Annotated in this window: 14 protein-coding genes; 3 read left to right on the plus strand and 11 right to left on the minus strand. The window is 71.6% G+C overall.

Annotated elements, in window-relative coordinates; translation table 11 throughout:
- Positions 1-293: 293 nt before the first annotated feature.
- The 6 genes from ACYVLP_RS22525 to ACYVLP_RS22550 form a co-directional block, all read right to left on the minus strand.
- Positions 294-968, minus strand: coding sequence for a GtrA family protein (locus ACYVLP_RS22525; RefSeq protein WP_460629532.1), 675 nt, complete (start codon positions 966-968; stop codon positions 294-296).
- 114 nt (positions 969-1,082) lie between these two features.
- Positions 1,083-2,111 carry a sensor histidine kinase gene (locus tag ACYVLP_RS22530; RefSeq protein WP_460629533.1) on the minus strand — a complete coding sequence of 343 codons (1,029 nt, stop codon included), beginning with the start codon at positions 2,109-2,111 and terminating at the stop codon, positions 1,083-1,085.
- Between the two features lie 2 nt (positions 2,112-2,113).
- A complete protein-coding gene (locus ACYVLP_RS22535) occupies positions 2,114-2,791 on the minus strand; it encodes a response regulator transcription factor (RefSeq protein WP_460629534.1) in 678 nt (225 codons plus the stop codon).
- 131 nt (positions 2,792-2,922) lie between these two features.
- Positions 2,923-3,756 (minus strand): enoyl-CoA hydratase/isomerase family protein, encoded by an 834-nt coding sequence (locus ACYVLP_RS22540; RefSeq protein WP_460629535.1) that lies wholly within the window; start codon positions 3,754-3,756, stop codon positions 2,923-2,925.
- A gap of 39 nt (positions 3,757-3,795) precedes the next feature.
- The gene (locus ACYVLP_RS22545; RefSeq protein WP_460629536.1) at positions 3,796-4,989 is read right to left on the minus strand and encodes an adenylate/guanylate cyclase domain-containing protein; all 1,194 of its coding nucleotides are present in this window, start codon (positions 4,987-4,989) and stop codon (positions 3,796-3,798) included.
- A gap of 93 nt (positions 4,990-5,082) precedes the next feature.
- On the minus strand, positions 5,083-5,952 hold the full coding sequence (locus tag ACYVLP_RS22550; RefSeq protein ID WP_460629537.1) for a biotin--[acetyl-CoA-carboxylase] ligase: 870 nt from the start codon (positions 5,950-5,952) through the stop codon (positions 5,083-5,085).
- 23 nt (positions 5,953-5,975) lie between these two features.
- Between ACYVLP_RS22550 and ACYVLP_RS22555 the strand changes: the two genes are divergently transcribed.
- The 3 genes from ACYVLP_RS22555 (at position 5,976) to ACYVLP_RS22565 (ending at position 8,442) form a co-directional block, all read left to right on the plus strand.
- Positions 5,976-7,628 (plus strand): acyl-CoA carboxylase subunit beta, encoded by a 1,653-nt coding sequence (locus tag ACYVLP_RS22555; RefSeq protein ID WP_460629538.1) that lies wholly within the window; start codon positions 5,976-5,978, stop codon positions 7,626-7,628.
- Complete coding sequence (locus ACYVLP_RS22560; protein WP_460629539.1) at positions 7,625-7,900, plus strand: acyl-CoA carboxylase subunit epsilon; 276 nt, start codon at positions 7,625-7,627, stop codon at positions 7,898-7,900. The genes ACYVLP_RS22555 and ACYVLP_RS22560 overlap by 4 nt, the downstream gene beginning before the upstream one ends.
- Positions 7,901-7,968: 68 nt before the next feature.
- A complete protein-coding gene (locus tag ACYVLP_RS22565) occupies positions 7,969-8,442 on the plus strand; it encodes an SRPBCC family protein (RefSeq protein ID WP_460629540.1) in 474 nt (157 codons plus the stop codon).
- Positions 8,443-8,735: 293 nt separating this feature from the next.
- Here the strand turns inward: ACYVLP_RS22565 and ACYVLP_RS22570 are convergent, their stop codons facing one another.
- From ACYVLP_RS22570 to ACYVLP_RS22590, 5 genes are read right to left on the minus strand one after another with little or no spacing between them, the layout of a single operon-like run.
- Positions 8,736-9,770: a polyprenyl synthetase family protein gene (locus ACYVLP_RS22570; protein WP_460629541.1), complete on the minus strand. Its 1,035-nt coding sequence runs from the start codon at positions 9,768-9,770 to the stop codon at positions 8,736-8,738.
- Complete coding sequence (locus tag ACYVLP_RS22575; RefSeq protein ID WP_460629542.1) at positions 9,767-10,378, minus strand: hypothetical protein; 612 nt, start codon at positions 10,376-10,378, stop codon at positions 9,767-9,769. The genes ACYVLP_RS22570 and ACYVLP_RS22575 overlap by 4 nt, the downstream gene beginning before the upstream one ends.
- On the minus strand, positions 10,375-12,459 hold the full coding sequence (locus tag ACYVLP_RS22580; RefSeq protein WP_460629543.1) for an FAD-dependent oxidoreductase: 2,085 nt from the start codon (positions 12,457-12,459) through the stop codon (positions 10,375-10,377). The genes ACYVLP_RS22575 and ACYVLP_RS22580 overlap by 4 nt, the downstream gene beginning before the upstream one ends.
- Position 12,460: 1 nt before the next feature.
- Positions 12,461-15,730, minus strand: coding sequence for an ATP-binding protein (locus ACYVLP_RS22585; protein WP_460629544.1), 3,270 nt, complete (start codon positions 15,728-15,730; stop codon positions 12,461-12,463).
- 4 nt (positions 15,731-15,734) lie between these two features.
- Positions 15,735-17,495 (minus strand): hypothetical protein, encoded by a 1,761-nt coding sequence (locus ACYVLP_RS22590; protein WP_460629545.1) that lies wholly within the window; start codon positions 17,493-17,495, stop codon positions 15,735-15,737.
- Positions 17,496-17,509 lie beyond the last annotated feature (14 nt).

Genomic DNA, 17,509 nt, shown 5'->3' on the forward strand with positions numbered 1-17,509 from the left:
CGTCGAGTGAGCGCCCCGCCCCACCAGCCTCACAATCCCCCGTCGAGTGGGCACCCCGCCCCACCAGCCTCACAATCCCCCGTCGAGTGGGCACCCCGCCCCACCAGCCCCACTCGAGTGGGCGCCTCGTCACAGGAGCCACGTGACCAGAGTGACCAGACGGACGAACTGCCCACTCGGCTCGAGGGGGCGTGCGGGCAGGCCCGGTCGAGTGGGCGCCTCGTCACAGGAGCCACGTGACCAGAGTGACCAGAGGGACGAGCTGCTCACTCGACCTGGAAGGGAGCGGTTGGTCAGGCGGCGGGGTCGCGCCGGCTGGGGGCGGCGACCTCGAGCGCCTCGGCCGCCTCCTGACCACCGGGCACCCCGGCAGCTGCCATGGCCTCGTCACCCGGCTCGGCGAGTGCGGCCTCGACGTGGCTCGGGTCGGCCAGTGCTGGGTGGTGCGAGCGCACCGCGGCGAAGGTCCACAGCTTGTTGAGCACGAACGAGACCGGGGTCACGACGGCGATGACGATCAGCTGGGCCCAGTAGAGCCGGGTGCGGAAGCCCGTCGAGTTGTCGAAGACCGACTCGGGAAGGTGCAAGGCGGAGTTGGGGTGCATGAGCAGCGTGAGGAGCACCAGGCCGACCACCTGGCCGAGCATCCCCACGGCCAGGAACGGGAGGTACTCGCGCAGCCACGGGGCGCGATGGCTCGTCCGGAACGTCCACGACCGGTTGAGCTGGAAGTTCCACAGGTTCGCGACGAGGAACGCGATGGTCGAGTAGACGTGGTACCACCGCACGTTGAAGTCGGTGCCCGGGATGCCGACGATCGCGTCGCGCAGGTCGGGTCCGAGCTTCTTCAGGACGATGAGCGTCAGCATGTTCACGAGCACACCTGACAGCCCCACCGCGGCGAACCGGGCGAGCAACACCCAGTTGTGGCGGTGGCGCACGAACAGGAAGGTGTGCAGGCGCCTCACCCGGGCACCCTACCCCGCGTACCCGTGGGCCACCGCCAAGTCCCGCAGACCCCGACCCCGCGGTCGATGTATTCGCGCGTCACATACCGCGCGGGATCACATCGACCCGGGGTGTCAGTCGGTCTCTGCCTCGGAGAGGAACAGTGCGAACCGGGCCGGCTGCGCCTGGACGAGGTCCAAGCGGCCTCCGTTGGACTCGGCGAGGTCCCGTGCCAGGGCGAGTCCGAGGCCGGTGCTGCCGCCGGCTCCGCTGCTCACCGAGCGCTCGAAGATGTGCGGTGCCATCGCGGCTGGCACCCCGTCGCCCTGGTCGCTGACCTCGACGATGACCGATGGCCCGGAGCGCCGCGCGTGCACGTCGACGGTCCCCCGTCCGTGCACGAGGGAGTTCTCGAGCAGCGTGGACAGCACCTGCGAGAGCGCCACCGGCGTCGACCGCACGAAGAGCCCGCGCTCGCCGCGCACCCGCACGGACCGTCGCGCCTGCTCGAAGGCCGGCTGCCACTCCCGCTGCAGGGCTGCGATCACGGAGTCGAGCGACACCGCCGGAGACGGGCCGCCCGACCCGCGAGTACGCCCGAGGAGGTCGTCGACGACCCTCGTCAGCCGCTCGACCTGGGCGATCGCGATGGTCGCCTCTTCCTTGACCACAGCAGCATCATCGGTCTCCGAGATCTCCTCGAGCCGCATGAGCAGCGCAGTGAGCGGAGTGCGCAGCTGGTGGGACGCGTCCGCGGCGAAGTCGCGCTCGGCCGCGAGCGACTTGGTCATGTCGTGGGCCCGCCGGGTCATGACCCCGGAGACCTCGTCGAGCTCGGCGATGTCGGAGTGGAGCGGCGCCAGCCGTGCTTCGCCCGCCGCAAAGCGGTTCGCGAGCTCGACCAGCTCCCTCGAGGACTGCTCGACGCGGCGGCGGGTCGGCGCGGTGACGAGGTACGCGACCCCAGCACCGACCACGGCGCATGCGAGGACGGCGACGGCATACCGACCCACTCCCGAGGGCGGGTCGGTGCCGAGCCACTCCCGCACCACGCTGGGCCGCTGGGTCACGACGTACCAGACGACCCCCGTCGAGAGCAGCACGGTGAGCCCGCCCGTGACCCCAGCGACGACGAGGCACAACCGGTCGAGCAGGTGGCGCACGGTCAGTCGGCCTGAGGTCGCTCGAAGCGGAAGCCGACCCCGCGCACGGTCGCGATGTACTGCGGCGAGGTGGCGTCGTCACCGAGCTTGCGACGCAAGACAGAGATGTGCATGTCGAGGGTCTTCGTGGAGCCGAACCACGCGGTGTCCCAGATCTCGCGCATCAGCTGCTCGCGGGACACGACCTTGCCCTGCTCGCGGACGAGAACCCGCAGGAGGTCGAACTCCTTTGCGGTCAGCTGGAGCTCCTCCCCCTTGAACCACGCGCGACGACCGTCGGAGTCGATCCGCACGAGCTCGCCCGAGGCGACGACCTCGGTCGGCGTCCGGCGCAGCAGCGCGCGGACCCGAGCGAGCAGCTCGGCCAGCCGGAACGGCTTGGTGACGTAGTCGTCGGCTCCGGCGTCGAGCCCGACCACCGTGTCGACCTCGTCGGCGCGGGCCGTGAGGATGAGCACCGGGATGGTTCGCCCTTCGGCGCGGATCCGCCGGCATACCTCGAGCCCGTCGATCTTGGGCAGGCCGAGATCGAGCAGGACGAGGTCGGGACTCTCCTTGGCGCCGTCGAGGGCCGCCGCGCCGTCCTCGCGGACGTCGACGTCGTAGCCCTCGCGCCGAAGCGCCCGGGCGAGCGGTTCGGAGATGGCCGGGTCGTCCTCCGCCAGGAGCACTCGCGTCATGTGACCGTCCTCCGAGTTCCGTCGCCCAACCTGGCGCCGGCGGTGCGCCGACCCGTGCGAAGCCTATCGACTGCGTCCCCATTCGCACGTTGACGCGGTCGCCGGACCCCGTTTCCTGCTCGTCCGGACGCTCACACCCCCGGCCACTGCGGGCGCCGCTTCTCCGCGAACGCCGCGACACCCTCGCGGCGGTCGCCCGAGAACGCCGTGGCCCGCCAGCACGCGTCCTCGATCTCGAGACCGGCGGCGAGGTCGACCCCGGAGCCGAGCCGCATGGCCCGCTTGGCGTTGCGCAAGCCGACGGGCGAGTTCGCGCCGATCACTGCGGCGAGCTCGAGAGCGCGGGCACGGGCAGTGCCCGCGGGCACCACCTCGTCGACCGCGCCGATCTCGAAAGCCTCGCGGGCCGAGAGCCTCGCGGCCGAGAAGATCGCGCGGGCCGCGCGGGACCAGCCCACCCGCCGGACGAGCAGCTGCGTGCCTCCCCCACCGGGGATGACCCCGACGCTGACCTCGGGAAGCCCCACGAGGGCACCTTCGCCCGCGATGACCACGTCACACGAGAGCGCGAGCTCGAACCCGCCACCCAGGGCGAAGCCGTCGACTGCCGCGACCGCGGGCACCGGCAGGTCGAGAACGCCGGTGTATGCCGCCCGGGCCAGCGGGCGCTGCGCCAGCAGCTCCGCGTCGGTGAAGGAGTTGCGCTCCTTGAGGTCGGCCCCGACGCAGAACGCCCGGTCGTGGCTCGACGACAGCACGACGCACCGCACGGTCGGGTCCTGCGCAACGCTTGTGGTGGCCGACTCGATCGCGCGGGCCATGTCGGTCGAGACGGCGTTCATCGCCTCGGGGCGGTCGAGGACGATCTCGGCCACGTGCTCGAGCGCGGTGTCCGCGAAGCGCTCGACGCGCACGAGCGCCCGTGGCTCGGCCAGCCCGGTCGGATCTGAGGTGATGGGCGGCATACGTCGTCTCCTTTGGCGTGCGGGTGGTGCGCCGGCCGCTCAGGCGGCCGGGCCGGTACGGGGATCAGTGCGTGGCTCCGTGCCGGACTCAATGCCTGGTTCGGCCGGCCGGATGGGCCCGATGGGCTCAGGGGGCTGGACGCGCTCGCCCGGCCCCGGGGGCTCACTGGCCGGGCGCCGGCCGGACGCCGTGGCCCGCCGCAGCATCGACGGGGTCACCGGTCCCACACCCCGCAGGATGCGTCGCCGCTGGCCCGTCAGCTCGAAGCCGGACAGGCTCGCGAGCTCGCGCGCCATCGTGCCGTCGACGAGGACGCTGCCCGCCTGAGCGACGGCGGTCAGCCGCGAGGCGCGGTTCACGGTCGTCCCGAAGACGTCGCCGAGGCGGGAGATGATCGGCCCGCGGGCCATCCCGCACCGCACGTCAGGCAGCACGTCGTCCTGGGTCATCGTCTCGATGAGGTCGAGCGCGATAGCGGCCGCCGGAGCCACCCCGACGGTCGTGAACAGCACCTCGTCGCCGACGGTCTTGATGAGGCGGCCGCCGTGGGCGGTGATGACGTCGGCCGACAGCGCCTCGAACCGCGACACCAGCCGAGCCAGGTCGCGCTCGGACATCCGGCGCACGAGCGCGGTGAAGTTGACGAGGTCGGCGAAGCCGACCGAGCGCATCTTCGTCATGCCGTACGCCTCCGGGTCGGCGTCGGCGAGCATGCGCGACACCGTCGCCGACAGGTGTCGGCGCCAGGCGTACACGAGCAGCGGCTCGAGCCGGTCGGTCAAGGTGGCCAGGCGCCGCGCGGTCTCCGCAGCGGTCTCGATGTCCGGCACCGAGCGGGTGGCGTCGTCGTCGGTCTCCCGGTCCTCGGCGAGGGCGGCGGTCATGTGCTCCTCGACCGCCTCGGCGATGAGCTGGGACTGCCATCCGGCGAGACGGTCGGTCGAGCGGGCGAACGCCCGCGTCATCGCCAGCGCCGTCGGCTCGTCGAGCAGACCGTCGCGCACGATGCCGGCCACGGCGGCAAGGGCGCGCTGGTCGGCCTCGGTGAACAGCTCGTCGTCGGTGTCGACGACCGGGAACCCGAGCGCGTGCCAGAACTTGCGCGCGGACAGCAGGGACACCTCCGCGCCGCGGCTCACGTCGCGACGACGCAGCTCGAGGGGGCGTCCGAGCAGCTGTTCTGTGTAGTCCTCGCTCGCCCGCCTGTGCGGCTCGGCGCCGGGCTCGGTCATGGGCCGATCATGCCAGCCAGCCCGCCGGCCGCCGGACTCGCCCGACCTACCGAAGCCGTTCGGGCCTGCCGGAGCCGCCGGGGAGGCGACAGGTCACGACCGCCGCACGTGCACGACGTCACCCGCGGCGAAGCTGCGCCTGCCCTCGGGGGTGGCGACGACCAGAGCGCCGTCGTCGTCGACGGTCAGCGCCTCGCCCTCGACCGCGGCGCCCGTCGGCAGGTGGACGCGCACCCGCTGGCCGATCGTGAAGCACTCCTGCCGGTATGCCGTCGCAGCCTCCTCGGGCCGCACGCTCCGGACCAGCGCGGCCAGCTCGCGCAGATACGCCACGACGAGAGTCTCGCGACCGACGCGCACGCCCGCGAGGGCGAGCGACGTCGCGGTCTCGACCGGGAGCTCCTCACGCGTCTGGTCGACGTTGACACCCGTCCCCACGACGACGGCATACGACGGTCGGCGGTCACCCAGCGGCGCGCTCGGGAGCGTGACGAGCTCGCAGAGGATCCCGCTCACCTTGCGGTCGCCGTCGTCGGCGAGCAGGACGTCGTTCGGCCACTTGAGCCGCGGCGTCAGCTCGTAGCCGGCGTCCCTGGAGACCTCGCGCAGGGCGCGGGCCAGCGCGAGGCCGGCCACGAGGGGCAGCCACCCCGCCCGTTCCGGACCGCTCACCGGAACCGCCGCCGAAACCGCGACCGACGCCCGGTCCGGCACCTCCCACACGCGGCCGAGACGGCCTCGCCCGCCCGTCTGGTGGTCGGTCAGCACCACCCACCACAGGGATGCCGGCCCGTCGCCCGACGCGGGAACGGACCTCTCGAGGTGGGGAGCACCGCCGGTCAGCAGCTCTCGCAGGCGAGTGTTCGTCGATCCGATGGCAGGGTGGAACTCGACGCCGCGCCAGGGCTGGTCAGACGTGACCAACCCCGCACTGACGATCTCCGGGACGAGCGGGCTACGCACGGTTCCAAGGCTAGAGTGCGGCCATGGCTACCGATCACGCCCTGGCCGAGCCGCCGGCGCCCGCGCCGTCCGACCCTGCGCCATCCGGGTCCGAGCTCGACCTCACCACCACAGCGGGCAAGCTGGCAGACCTCAAGCGACGCGTCGCCGAGGTCGCCCACGCCGGATCCGAGCGGGCGGTCGAGAAGCAGCACGCGCGCGGCAAGAAGACGGCGCGCGAGCGGATCGAGATGCTCCTGGACGAGGGCACGTTCATCGAGATGGACAAGTACGCCCGGCACCGGTCCACCCAGTTCGGCCAGGAGCAGAACCGTCCCTACGGCGACGGCGTCGTCACCGGCTACGGCACCATCGACGGGCGCCAGGTGGCGATCTTCGCCCAGGACTTCACGGTCTTCGGCGGGTCCCTCGGCGAGGTCTTCGGCGAGAAGATCGTCAAGGTCATGGACTTCGCGATGAAGATCGGCTGCCCGGTCATCGGCCTGAACGACTCCGGTGGCGCCCGGATCCAGGAGGGCGTGGTCTCCCTGGGACTCTACGGCGAGATCTTCTACCGCAACGTCCGCGCCTCCGGGGTCATCCCGCAGATCAGCCTCATCATGGGCCCGTGCGCAGGCGGCGCGGTCTACTCCCCCGCGATCACCGACTTCACGGTGATGGTCGACCAGACCTCGCACATGTTCATCACGGGCCCGGATGTCATCAAGACCGTGACCGGCGAGGACGTCGGCTTCGAGGAGCTCGGCGGCGCGCTCACGCACAACTCCAAGTCGGGTGTCGCCCACTACATGGGCACCGACGAGCAGGATGCCATCGACTACGTCAAGGCCCTGCTGTCCTACCTGCCGAGCAACAACCTCGAGACCCCGCCGTCGTACGCCGAGGGTGAGTCCGACCTCGCGGTCACCGACGAGGACCGGTGGCTCGACACCTGCATCCCGGACTCGCCGAACGTGCCGTACGACATGAAACAGGTCATCGAGCACGTTGTCGACGACGGAGAGTTCCTCGAGGTGCAGCCGCTCTTCGCGCCCAACATCATCACCGGCTTCGCCCGGGTCGACGGCATGTCGGTCGGCATCGTGGCCAACCAGCCCATGCAGTTCGCGGGATGCCTCGACATCCACGCCTCCGAGAAGGCGGCCCGGTTCGTGCGCACCTGCGACTGCTTCAACGTGCCCGTGCTGACGTTCGTCGACGTGCCCGGCTTCCTGCCCGGCACCTCCCAGGAGTGGGACGGCATCATCCGCCGAGGGGCCAAGCTCATCTACGCGTATGCCGAGGCCACCGTCCCCAAGATCACCGTGATCACCCGCAAGGCCTACGGCGGTGCATACGACGTCATGGGATCCAAGCACCTCGGCGCCGACATCAACCTGTCCTGGCCGACCGGGCAGATCGCGGTCATGGGCGCCCAGGGCGCGGTCAACATCCTCTACCGCAAGGAGCTCGCCGCCGCCCAGGCCGCGGGCAGCGACGTCGAGGGCCGCCGCGCGGAGCTCGTCAGCCACTACGAGGAGACCCTGGCCAACCCCTACATCGCGGCCGAGCGGGGCTACATCGACACCGTCATCAGCCCCTCCAACACTCGCATGAACGTCACCCGGGCGCTGCGGGCCCTGAAGAACAAGCGCGAGACCCTGCCGCCGAAGAAGCACGGGAACATCCCGCTGTGAGCACCCCTGACACTGCGAGCACCGGACGGCCCACCCCCGGCGGATCGGGCGAGACGTCCGCGCCCGGCACGGAGCTTCCGGTCGTCCGCGTCGAGTCCGGCAGCCCGACGCCCGAGGAGATCGCGGTGCTCCTCGCGGTTCTCGCGAGCGCAAGCGGAGACGACGAGCCGGCGGCGCCGCGTCGGCGCTCGGCCTGGTCCGACCCGTCCTGGCGTCTCATCGGCCCGGAAGCCCGTGCCGGTGGCTGGCGGGCCAGCGGCCTGCCGCACTGACATCGCTGACCGGGCATCACGCTGATGTCCTCGGAGGTCGTCGGCGGTGTGAGTGCTTTGATGGATTCATGAGCGATTCCCACGAGAGTGGCGAGCCACGGACGGCGCGTGCCAGCCGTGAGATCGCGGCCGATTCCACTCGGATCTTCGAGCTCATCGCTGACCCGGCCGAACAGCCGCGATGGGACGGCAACGACAACCTGTCCCACGCCGCGACCGGTCAGAGAGTCCACGCAGTCGGCGACGTATTCACCATGACCACCACGAAGGGCAACCTCCGAGAGAACCATGTGGTCGAGTTCGTCGAAGGCCGGCGAATCGCCTGGACCCCCGCCGAGCCGGGTCAGGAGCCGCCCGGTCACCTGTGGCGGTGGGAGCTGGAACCGATCAGCCCGTCGCTGACGCGGGTGACCCACAGCTACGACTGGACCCGCTTGGCGGATGACGACCGAAGGATTCCGCGCGCCCGGGCGACCACTCCCGACCGGCTGCAGGCATCCATGGACCGGCTCGCGGCTCTCGTCGAGGCCCCTGACCGCTGAACGCAGCCGCCCGTGCCCTGTTCGTCGGGCGACGCCTACGGGACCGAGCCCGGGGCGGGATTTCGTAGCGAATTTCGCTGAATGACCGACAGGATCCGGCCGCGGCCCGATCGTGTAGGCGGCGAAGCCTTTCGCAGGGCGACTCAGCCCAGGAAGTCGCGGGTCCCGAGGATCGCGCGGTGGGCGGCGAGGTACCAGGCGGGCGCCCTCCACAATCGACCAACTGGTCAGCCGTTGTGGCGGCGACGGCGGTTGGGCGACGACAAGTGTCCAGCTGGTCGAATGTGGTGTCGTCAGCGGTCGCGCTCGACCATGTACGGGACGAGATCCCGCAGGAACGTCCGCGCGGACGACGGCGGGACGTCGGCGAACGCGTCGTCGAACGCGACGAGCGCCGACCGCGCGATGCCGCGCGCGAACTCCTCGGCGAACGCCACGCTCCCGTGGCTCTCCATGAGGTCGAGGATCTCCTCCCTGACCCCGTTCGACCGCTGAGCCGGGTCCAGTGCGAGGTACTGCTCGACACGCACCCGCCTGGGTCCCGTGGCGGCGGCCAGGAGATGGATGAGCATCAGGGTGCGTTTTCCCTCTCGCAGGTCGCCCAGTCGCTCCTTCCCGTAACGGCTCTCCGATCCCGTGAGGTTGAGGATGTCGTCGCGGATCTGGAACGCCGCGCCGAGGAAGAAACCGAAACGCAGCATGAGCCGCAGGTCGACGTCCGTCCCGGACCCGATCAGCGCGCCGACCCGGAGCGGCAGCAGAGTCGTGTACCAGCACGTCTTCTTCATGATCAGGTCGAGGTAGTCGTCCGGGGTGAGGTCGACACGGCCGTCGCGCAGCCACCCCAGCTCCCGCGCCTGGCCGTCGACGGTCTGTCGGGCCATGAAGTCGAACTCGGACCAGATCCGGGCGGCCAGGGCCCGTCCCAGGCGGCGCTCGTTCTGGCGCAGGGAGCCCAGTGCGAGGACTGCGAGGCCGTCCCCTGCGTTGATGGCGAGCGCCGAGCCGTAGGTGACGTGCAGCGTCGGCTTGCCACGGCGGAGCTCGCTGTCGTCCTCGACGTCGTCGTGGACCAGGAATGCCGTGTGGAGCAGCTCGAGGGCCGCGGCCGAGGGCAGCGCGTCCTCGACCTTGCCCCCGAAGGCGCTGCACGTGGCCAGGCAGAGGGCTGGGCGCAGCCCCTTTCCGCCGCGCTCGAGGTACTCGCTCGCGGGGCCGCCGAGGTAGGGCGACAGCCCGTCCGCGAGCAGGTGGGACTGGGCCGCCCGCCTCGCCATCGCGGCATACGCGTCGAGCTGGAGGAGGAACTCCGGCGCCGTGCTGCTCATCGGGGCTCGGCCGCCTGGACGCGCACCGACAGGGTCAGGCCGATCGGGGGTGAGCCGTCGACCGAGCTGAGCACGAGGGCCTGGTACTCACCGGCAGGCTGGTCCGCGGGCACCGTCACGCGGAGGCGCGACTCCCCCACGGTCGCTGGCTCCACGACGGGGAGCGCCTCGGGCGAGAAGGCCACCGCCTCGGCCATGATGACCCCCGTCGAGGCCACCAGGCTCGTGGCTCGCAGCCGGACGTGCGCGACTGGCGACGTGGTCGGGTTGTGCACCCAGACGGACACCTCCGAGCAGGAGCCCGGCGCAGCCGGCGGCAGGACGAGGTGGTCAGGACCCGGAGTGCGGCCGGGCGTCACCGTTCTGGCCAGGACCGAGGTGAGCTCCTCGAGGAGGGCCAGACCGGCATCGGCGGCGCGACCCGCGCTGTCCAGCAGGGCCGCGGCGGAGTCCCCGGATGACAATCCGGAGAGCTCCGGCTCGTGGTGGATCGCCCGGTCCACGACCGCGATGTACCGGTCGACGACGGCCGCGGCGGAGAACAGCCCGAACCGCTGTACCTCACCGGCGAGATCGGCCGCCGTGGCCCGCGACCTGCCGCTCGTCACGACGCAGCCTTGTCGGTGGCAGGCCGAGACAGGGCACCCGACAGGATGGCCCGCGCCGCCTGGACCCCGGAGCGTGTGGCCGCCTCGACGCATCCCGCGTCGAGCCCACAGGCCGTCCAGTCACCGGCGAGCGCGAGGTTGGCGAACCCGGACCCGTCGGGCGGGAGCCGGTGCCTGCCGGAGCCCGGTAGGGACTGGACGTACCGGTCGGACGGGTCGAGGTTGGCGCGGTAGTACTGCCCGTCGAGCCGGGCTCTGCCGGTGCGGCCGGAGCCGTCCCACAGCAGGTCCCAGCGAAAGCCCGCAGCCGTCGCCGCGCCCGGCCACAGGTCCCCCGCCTCGTCGTCCAGGAAGCGGACCAGGTGGTCCCGGACCAGCGAACGTCCGGCGGCCGGGGGCGCGTCAGGCATCGCGCCGCACAGGTAGGCCAGGCTCGTCGGGCCGGCGGACGGCCACCCTTCGCGCGGGAGCAGGTGCGACATGGACGCCCAGGTGTCGAACCTGTCTCCGAAGCCGGTGAGGGTCACTCCTGCCGGGCCCTGCCAGCCGAGGTCGTGCTCGCTCGCGCCGAACCACAGCTGGGCGGCGTGGGTGGCGACGGTGGCGACGCCGTCGACCATCGCACGCCAGCGTGAGTCGGCCGCGACGAGGTCGGCAGCGACGTGGGGCACCATCCCCAGGGAGACTGCCAGCACGGCCACGTCGAAGTCGGCCCCTGCGGTCAGGGTCTCGGTGCCTGTCCCGTCTGCGGGGCCCCAGTGCGACTCCAGCCCGTGACCGAGCTCGTCGCAGCCATCACCCGGCACACCGTCGAGCTGGTCGAGCAGCGGTCCGTCCGGCCAGCACTGCAGGCCCCCGACACGGACGAGCGGCTCGTACCGGTCCAGCCCCGGCCTCAGGTCCGCCTGACGGGTCAGCGTGACCGAGCCGACCGTGCGGTCCGGACCGAGGGTCATCCGGTCGAGCCGCCGGAAGAAGCGGAACTCCACGCCCCGGCGGCGCAGAGCCTCGTACATCGGGGCGAAGACGACCTCCCCCATACCCGCCTGCATGTGCCAGAAGATCGACCCCTTGTAGTCGAAGAGCATCCGGCCGGCGAGCTGGAGACCGAGACCGGCCGCGAACCTCGGCCGCTTCCGGTCGCCGCCCTCGTAGGCGAAGGTCAGGTCGTACATGCCGCGGACGATGGCCGAGTCGAGCGTCTCCGGCGCGGCGCCGTGCCGGGCCAGCCACTCGCGGTAGTCGAGGTGGTCGATGGCGTCGTACCCAGTGCCGGACAGCAGGCCGTCGGCGACCATGCCCTGCAGGTTGGTCACGACGAGGTCGACGAGCTGCCAGGTACGCCGCATGGCCGGGTCGGCGAGCACGGTCCTGCGTATGCCGTCCCTCCAGTCGTGCAGCAGCCTGGTCAGCCGCCCGGCGGCCACCGACCCCAGCCCGACTCCCTGGGTGAGCTTCGAGGCCCGTTCGAGGCCGGTGAGGATCGCGGCGACGGCCGTCAGCGCGGCGCCGCGGACGAGAGCCTCGGCGTCGGTTCCGGACGGGGGTGGCACCGGGCTGGCGCTGAGGAAGACCTGCGGGCGGGCCGGAGGCCCCGCCACGCCACGGTGGAAGTCCGCCAGCAGCTGCAGCGCCCGGGAGGCCAGGTCGAAGGGACGAAGCGGCCGGTCCTCCGCCCCGGGTTCCCCCGGCAGGGCGGCATTCTCGGAGAACGAGGTGACGTAGTGGCTCCACCCCAGGCCGTCGTGGTCCGCGAGTCCGACGTCGCCCGTGGGAGCGACCGCTTCGCGCCACGTGCGGATCGGGCTCGCCGGGTCCATGGCGGGCCGGTCCAGCTCTGCGTAGACCTCGCGCAGCACCCGAAAGGTCGCGTCGTAGTACCCGAGCAGCACGTGGAGCCCGTGCTCCTCGATCCGGTCGTTCGGTCCGCGGCTGCTGGCTCCTTTGCCGCCGAGCCGCCACCCGCGCTGGTACACCGTGATCGACTCGACACGGTTGCGCCAGTCGCCGCTGCTCAGCTCCCAGGCGGCGGACAGACCGGCCATGCCGCCGCCGAGGATCACGACCCGCGGCCCGCCCACGTCAGCCTTCGAGCAGCGCGTCGGCGGCTGCGGTCGCCCCGTTCACCACACCGGCAGGAAGGCAGCCCCGAGCCTCCACCAGCACTCGCCGCCAGGACGCGGGCCGAGCGCCGTCCTGGAGCCCCGCCAGGTCGACCGCAGCCCGGAGCCTGGCGACGTGGGCGCCCTGCTCGGACGCACACCGCACCGCTTCGGTGAGGTCGGCCGCGACGTCAGCGGCGTCGCCGCCCACGGCCATCGTGTATGCCGCCCGCTGGCGCAGGAGCTCGGGCAGGTGGACGTACTCGCCGGACTTCTGAACGACGAGGAGCGCATCACCCACGAGCTCCTGGGCGCGGTCGAGCTCGCCCGCCGCGGCGTGGAGCTCGGCCAGATGGCCCAGCGCGAAGGCCTTGAACGCCTCCTGCCCCATGAGGTGCAGCGTGTCGAAGATCTGCTGCAACGCCTGCCGGTGTGCGGCGCTGCCGGGAGCCTCGGCGGTCGCGTAGGCCATCCCCATCACCGACCAGAACGCATACCCGTGCTCCTGCCCGATGGCCACGATCTCGGCGCCCAGCCTCTGCGCGTCCTCGTGGTCGCCGTTGAACCGACGGATCCAGGCGGCATACAGCTTGACGAAGGCGAGAGTGAACGGGCCGCGGGGGAACCCGATCTCCTCGGCGCGGCGGATCGCCCGGTTCTCCCACTCCAGCGCGCCGGACTCCCCCCGCAACGTCATCAGGCACGCAGTGCCGATGAGGCAGACGGAGAACGGGTCGGTGGGCAGGGGCCAGAACGGAGTGATGAGCGCCTCCGCCGGACGGGCCGAGAACCCGGCGAAGGACCGCTCCTGGTGGGCCATGGCGAGGTCCAGATGCCCCTCGAAGAACTCCTGGAAGCCAACGCACTGCTCCACCTCGGGCGCGAACGACGCGAAATCCACATCACTGACCATCGCGCTGAGCCGGTCGATGACGCGGCGCGACGTCGGCGTGTCGCCGGCGGCAAGCCAGTAGGACCAGATCGCGACCAGCGAGGGCACCACCTGGACCGCGTTGCCCAGCCGCGTGGCCAGCACCTCGGCCCGACGGTGGTCCGCCTGGACGGCCGGAGCGGCATACCCCTGCATGGAGCTCACACTCAGGGCACGGAGCAGCCGGGCAGTCAGCTCGCTCACGTCGCGCTCTGCCGACTCGGGCAGGGTCTCGACAAGCTCGAGGACGCGCGTCAGCAGCTTGGTCGCCACGGTGTGCGCGCCGCGCGCCTGCTCGGCCTGCACGGCCGCGAGGTAGAGGCCGATCGCCTGCGCCGCCTCGCCGGCGAGGTCCAGGTGCTGGGCGACGAGCGCCGGCTCCGCGCCGCGGGCGCCGAGCACCTCGGCGACCTTGGCGTGCGTGTGTCGCCGGACGTCGAGGACCTGGGTCTCGTATGCCGCGTCCCGCATGAGGGCGTGGCGGAACCGGTAGCTGCCTGCGGCCGCGTCGCCGCGCTCGATGATGCCCGCTCGCGTCAGGGCGACCAGCTGGTCGCTCACCCGCTGGTCGTCCTCGAGGACACCGGCCACCGTCGCGGCATCGAAGGCCGGGCCGACCGTCGCCGCCACCTGGACGACCCGCAGGTCGACACCGGGAGCCTTGAAGCGCCAGGTGAACAGCTCCTGCAGCCGCAGCGGAACCGGCTCGACACGGGTCCCACCCAGGTAGGAGCGCGTGAGCTCCTCGATGAACAGGGGCACCCCGTCGGTCTGCTCCACGATCGAGGCTCTGGCGGCCTCCGTCAGACCCTCACCGGCCAGGTTGTCCACGAGCTGCGCCGCAGCCGTCGCGTCGAGGCGCTCGAGCTGGATGACGCGGACATCGCCGACCCAGCTCAGCGACGGCGCCTGCCGGGTCGTAGCCACGGTGAGCACGCGAGACCCGTCAACGCCGGGGTGCGGAGCGGCGGGATGCCCCACCAGGCGTCCGAGCAGAGTGTTCGTCGACGGGTCCGCCCAGTGGAGGTCCTCGACCACGAACAGGAGCGGCGCCTGCTGCGCCAGCGCCCGGAGCCAGTCGAGGAGGCAGTTGATCGTCTCGTCGAGGAAGGCAGTCGGGTCCAGCTCAGGCGCCGGGTAGCGAGCCGGGTCGGCGACCCCGACGAGGGAGCCGAGGAACGGGACCGACCGCGAGGGTTCGAGCCCGAGCCCGGACAGGTGGCGTTCGAGTGACCCCAGCCGGTCCGCGGTGTCGAGATCGAGGACCCGCTCGAGCATCCGGGCGACCGGCCACAACGACACACTGGCGTAGTAGGGCAGGCAGCCGATCCCGACGACCTTGCCCCCGGTGGCCTCGACCCGGTCCAGGAGCGCGGCGACCAGCCGCGACTTGCCGATGCCGGCCTCGCCGACAAGCAGGAAGGACCGCTCCCCCGGGGGCTCACGGGACTCGCGGACCGACTGCCAGGCCTCGAGCAGCTCGCTGCTCGGCCCGGCCCGGCCGACGAGTCCCGCGCGGTGGTAGCGCTCCGCCTCGAAGCGCGCCGCGGCATAACGCGGGCGCTGCACGGCGAAGATCTCCACAGCGCGGCTGATCCCCTTCAGCTGCTGCTCGCCCAGCGACTCGAGGTAGAAGTCGGTGTCGACGAGCTGGCTGGTGACGTCGCTGATGACGACGGAGTCGGGTTCGGCAGCGTTCTGCACGCGCGAGGCCAGGTTCGGGGTGACGCCGACGATCGAGTCACGCTCGGCGACCGACTCGGCGCTCAGGTCCGTCACCACCACCAGGCCGGTGTGGATGCCGACGCGCACCTCGGCGGTCAGCCCAAGACGGTGTTCGAGGTCGCTCCGCGCATCGCGCATCGCCACGACGAGGTCGAGGCCCGCGAGCACGGCGCGGCGGGCGTCGTCCTCGTGCGGCTCCGGGTAGCCGAATCCCGCGAGGATGCCGTCTCCGGAGAACTGGATCAGCGAGCCGCCGTAGCGGCCGACCGCATCGCGGGCCGCGTTGCGGTAGAAGGAGAACAGGTCACGCAGCTGCTCAGGCTCGACGCGCTCGGACAGCATCGTCGAGCCCACGAGGTCCGAGAACAGCAGGGTCATCAGCGCACGCTCGCCGGAAGGACCGAGCTGCCGGGCTTCGAGCCGCTGGATGAGGCGGTCGGCGCGCGGGTTGTCCGGGTCGACGGCCCGCACCTCCTCGGCCATCGCCCTGGCCGACTCGGCGTCACCCGAGGCGAGCGCGTTCTCGGCTGCGGTCAGGAGTCGTTCGATGAGTCGGGCGAGAGGTGACTCGACCGTTGGGACGGAGCCAGCCATTCGGTCACGCCGGCCCGGATGCGCGCGCGATGTACAGCTGCACCGGGGCGACGGCCGAGCCGTCCGGCCTGGTGAGCTGTCCGAGGTACAGGCCGGGGGCGACGACGGCGTCGATGGCCACCACCTCCGCGCCGTAGGTCCCGTCGTCGAGGGCCGTCACCGTGACCTGGATCGCGTCCGCCGGGACGACCGCCCCGCCTGCCTCGATCGAGGTCAGGGCCGAGATGACCAGCGCGTCGTTCGGTCGCAGGCCCTGCACCGGCACGATCGTCGACTCCGGCGCGGCCGTGGTGGGCCTGGAATCGATCGGTCCGCCGGGACCGGTCCCGACTGGACCTCCTTCAGGTGGGGTCGGCTGGGGAGGGGCTGCTGCGCGAGCTCCCGGCCCGGCGGGTGCAGCGGCGCCGAAGGCCGCGCCCGTCGCTCCCGGCATGACCATCCCGAACGTCCGCGCAGCCCCATCGGCCATGGCGGCGGAACCCGACGCCAGGGCCCGAAGCGATCCGCGCGCCTGCTCCCGTGGCGTGCCGGGCGGCGTCAGACCGGCATCGATCCCGTGGCCCGAGATCTCGCCCATCGTGTCCATCCCGTAGTTCCACGCCGCCGTCCAGTCGGCGGCGAGCTGGGCCCAGACCTTGGTCCCGTCCGCCATGCCGTCCTGGAGGTTGTAGTTGCCGGCCGCCACGCGCGACGTCAGGTCGTCGAAGAGGCCGGCATAGGTGCGGGCCGACTCGCCGAAGTACTTCACCCACTGGTCGTAGAGCTGACCGCTGGGCACCTTCGACCCGTCATCGCCGGACGGCACCTTGGTCGGCGACTTCGGTGCGGAGTGGCTTCCGCTGCGCACGGCAGAACGCATCCAGTCGGTCCAGAAAGGCCGCACGAACAGGGCGAAGTCGTCCCACCCGGGCTGGGTGAACCCGACGATCTTCAGCGCCCTCACCCGGCGGACGGAGCCGAAGTCGCTCACGATGAGGAAGCCCCGGTCGACGCCGATCTGCCGGTCGAGGCTGACATCGAGCTCGTAGGTCATCCCGGAGGCCTGCTTGCGGTCCGTCCAGAAGTCACAGTGCAGCAGCGTGTTGAGCGGCCAGACGATCTGGACCTCCTCGTGGAAGACGGCGTGCCAGTGGTCCTCGCCCGGGTCGCTCAGTGACACCGGTCCCTCCGAGGCCACGACGTCCATCCGCTTGAAGAAGGTCTGACCCCAGTCCGTCCAGTTGCGCGGGTCGAGCCACTGGGTGATCCCCTCGAGCGGCGCGTCCGTCTCGAACTCGGAGAAGATCCACGTCGCCTTGAGGCCGCCGACCTCGACCGCCCTGGTGTTGCAGATGTCCTGGCCCAGGAAGGCAGTGACGTGGTGCGGCAGCGCCTGGCCGCTTGCTGTCGACTCGAACGGCACGCCGTCGGTGGCCGCGGCCTTGAGGTCGCTGAGCAGCTGGTCGCCGTGGCCCGGGCCCACCACCGACTCGGCCAGCTGGCGGTACGCGTCACCCGTGTTGTCGTAGGCCGGAAGCCTGGCCGCCGTCAGCTGGTAGAGGACGTCGAGCCGCGCCGAGGCAGAGATCTGGTCCTCGGGGGCGTCGGCGACGAGCTGCAGCGCCGTGGCGGGAGGGGCCGACTGGAACCCGGACACGTCGCCGAGGTCGATGCCGCCCAGCTGGTTGGCGAGGGAGTACAGCCCGAGCAGGGCGTGGTACCGCTTCTGGCGGTCCGCGGCCTCCTGGTCCGCGTCACCCTTCCATGTCGGGGGCCGATCGAACATGACGCACCTGCCTG

It is taken from the genome of Intrasporangium mesophilum (assembly GCF_054783095.1).

Coding starts and splice junctions, on each gene's coding strand:
- ACYVLP_RS22565 (WP_460629540.1), top strand. CDS start 7,969: ATGAGCGATTCCCACGAGAGTGGCGAGCCACGGACGGCGCGTGCCAGC.
- ACYVLP_RS22545 (WP_460629536.1), bottom strand. CDS start 4,989: ATGACCGAGCCCGGCGCCGAGCCGCACAGGCGGGCGAGCGAGGACTAC.
- ACYVLP_RS22540 (WP_460629535.1), bottom strand. CDS start 3,756: ATGCCGCCCATCACCTCAGATCCGACCGGGCTGGCCGAGCCACGGGCG.
- ACYVLP_RS22535 (WP_460629534.1), bottom strand. CDS start 2,791: ATGACGCGAGTGCTCCTGGCGGAGGACGACCCGGCCATCTCCGAACCG.
- ACYVLP_RS22570 (WP_460629541.1), bottom strand. CDS start 9,770: ATGAGCAGCACGGCGCCGGAGTTCCTCCTCCAGCTCGACGCGTATGCC.
- ACYVLP_RS22590 (WP_460629545.1), bottom strand. CDS start 17,495: ATGTTCGATCGGCCCCCGACATGGAAGGGTGACGCGGACCAGGAGGCC.
- ACYVLP_RS22555 (WP_460629538.1), top strand. CDS start 5,976: ATGGCTACCGATCACGCCCTGGCCGAGCCGCCGGCGCCCGCGCCGTCC.
- ACYVLP_RS22585 (WP_460629544.1), bottom strand. CDS start 15,730: ATGGCTGGCTCCGTCCCAACGGTCGAGTCACCTCTCGCCCGACTCATC.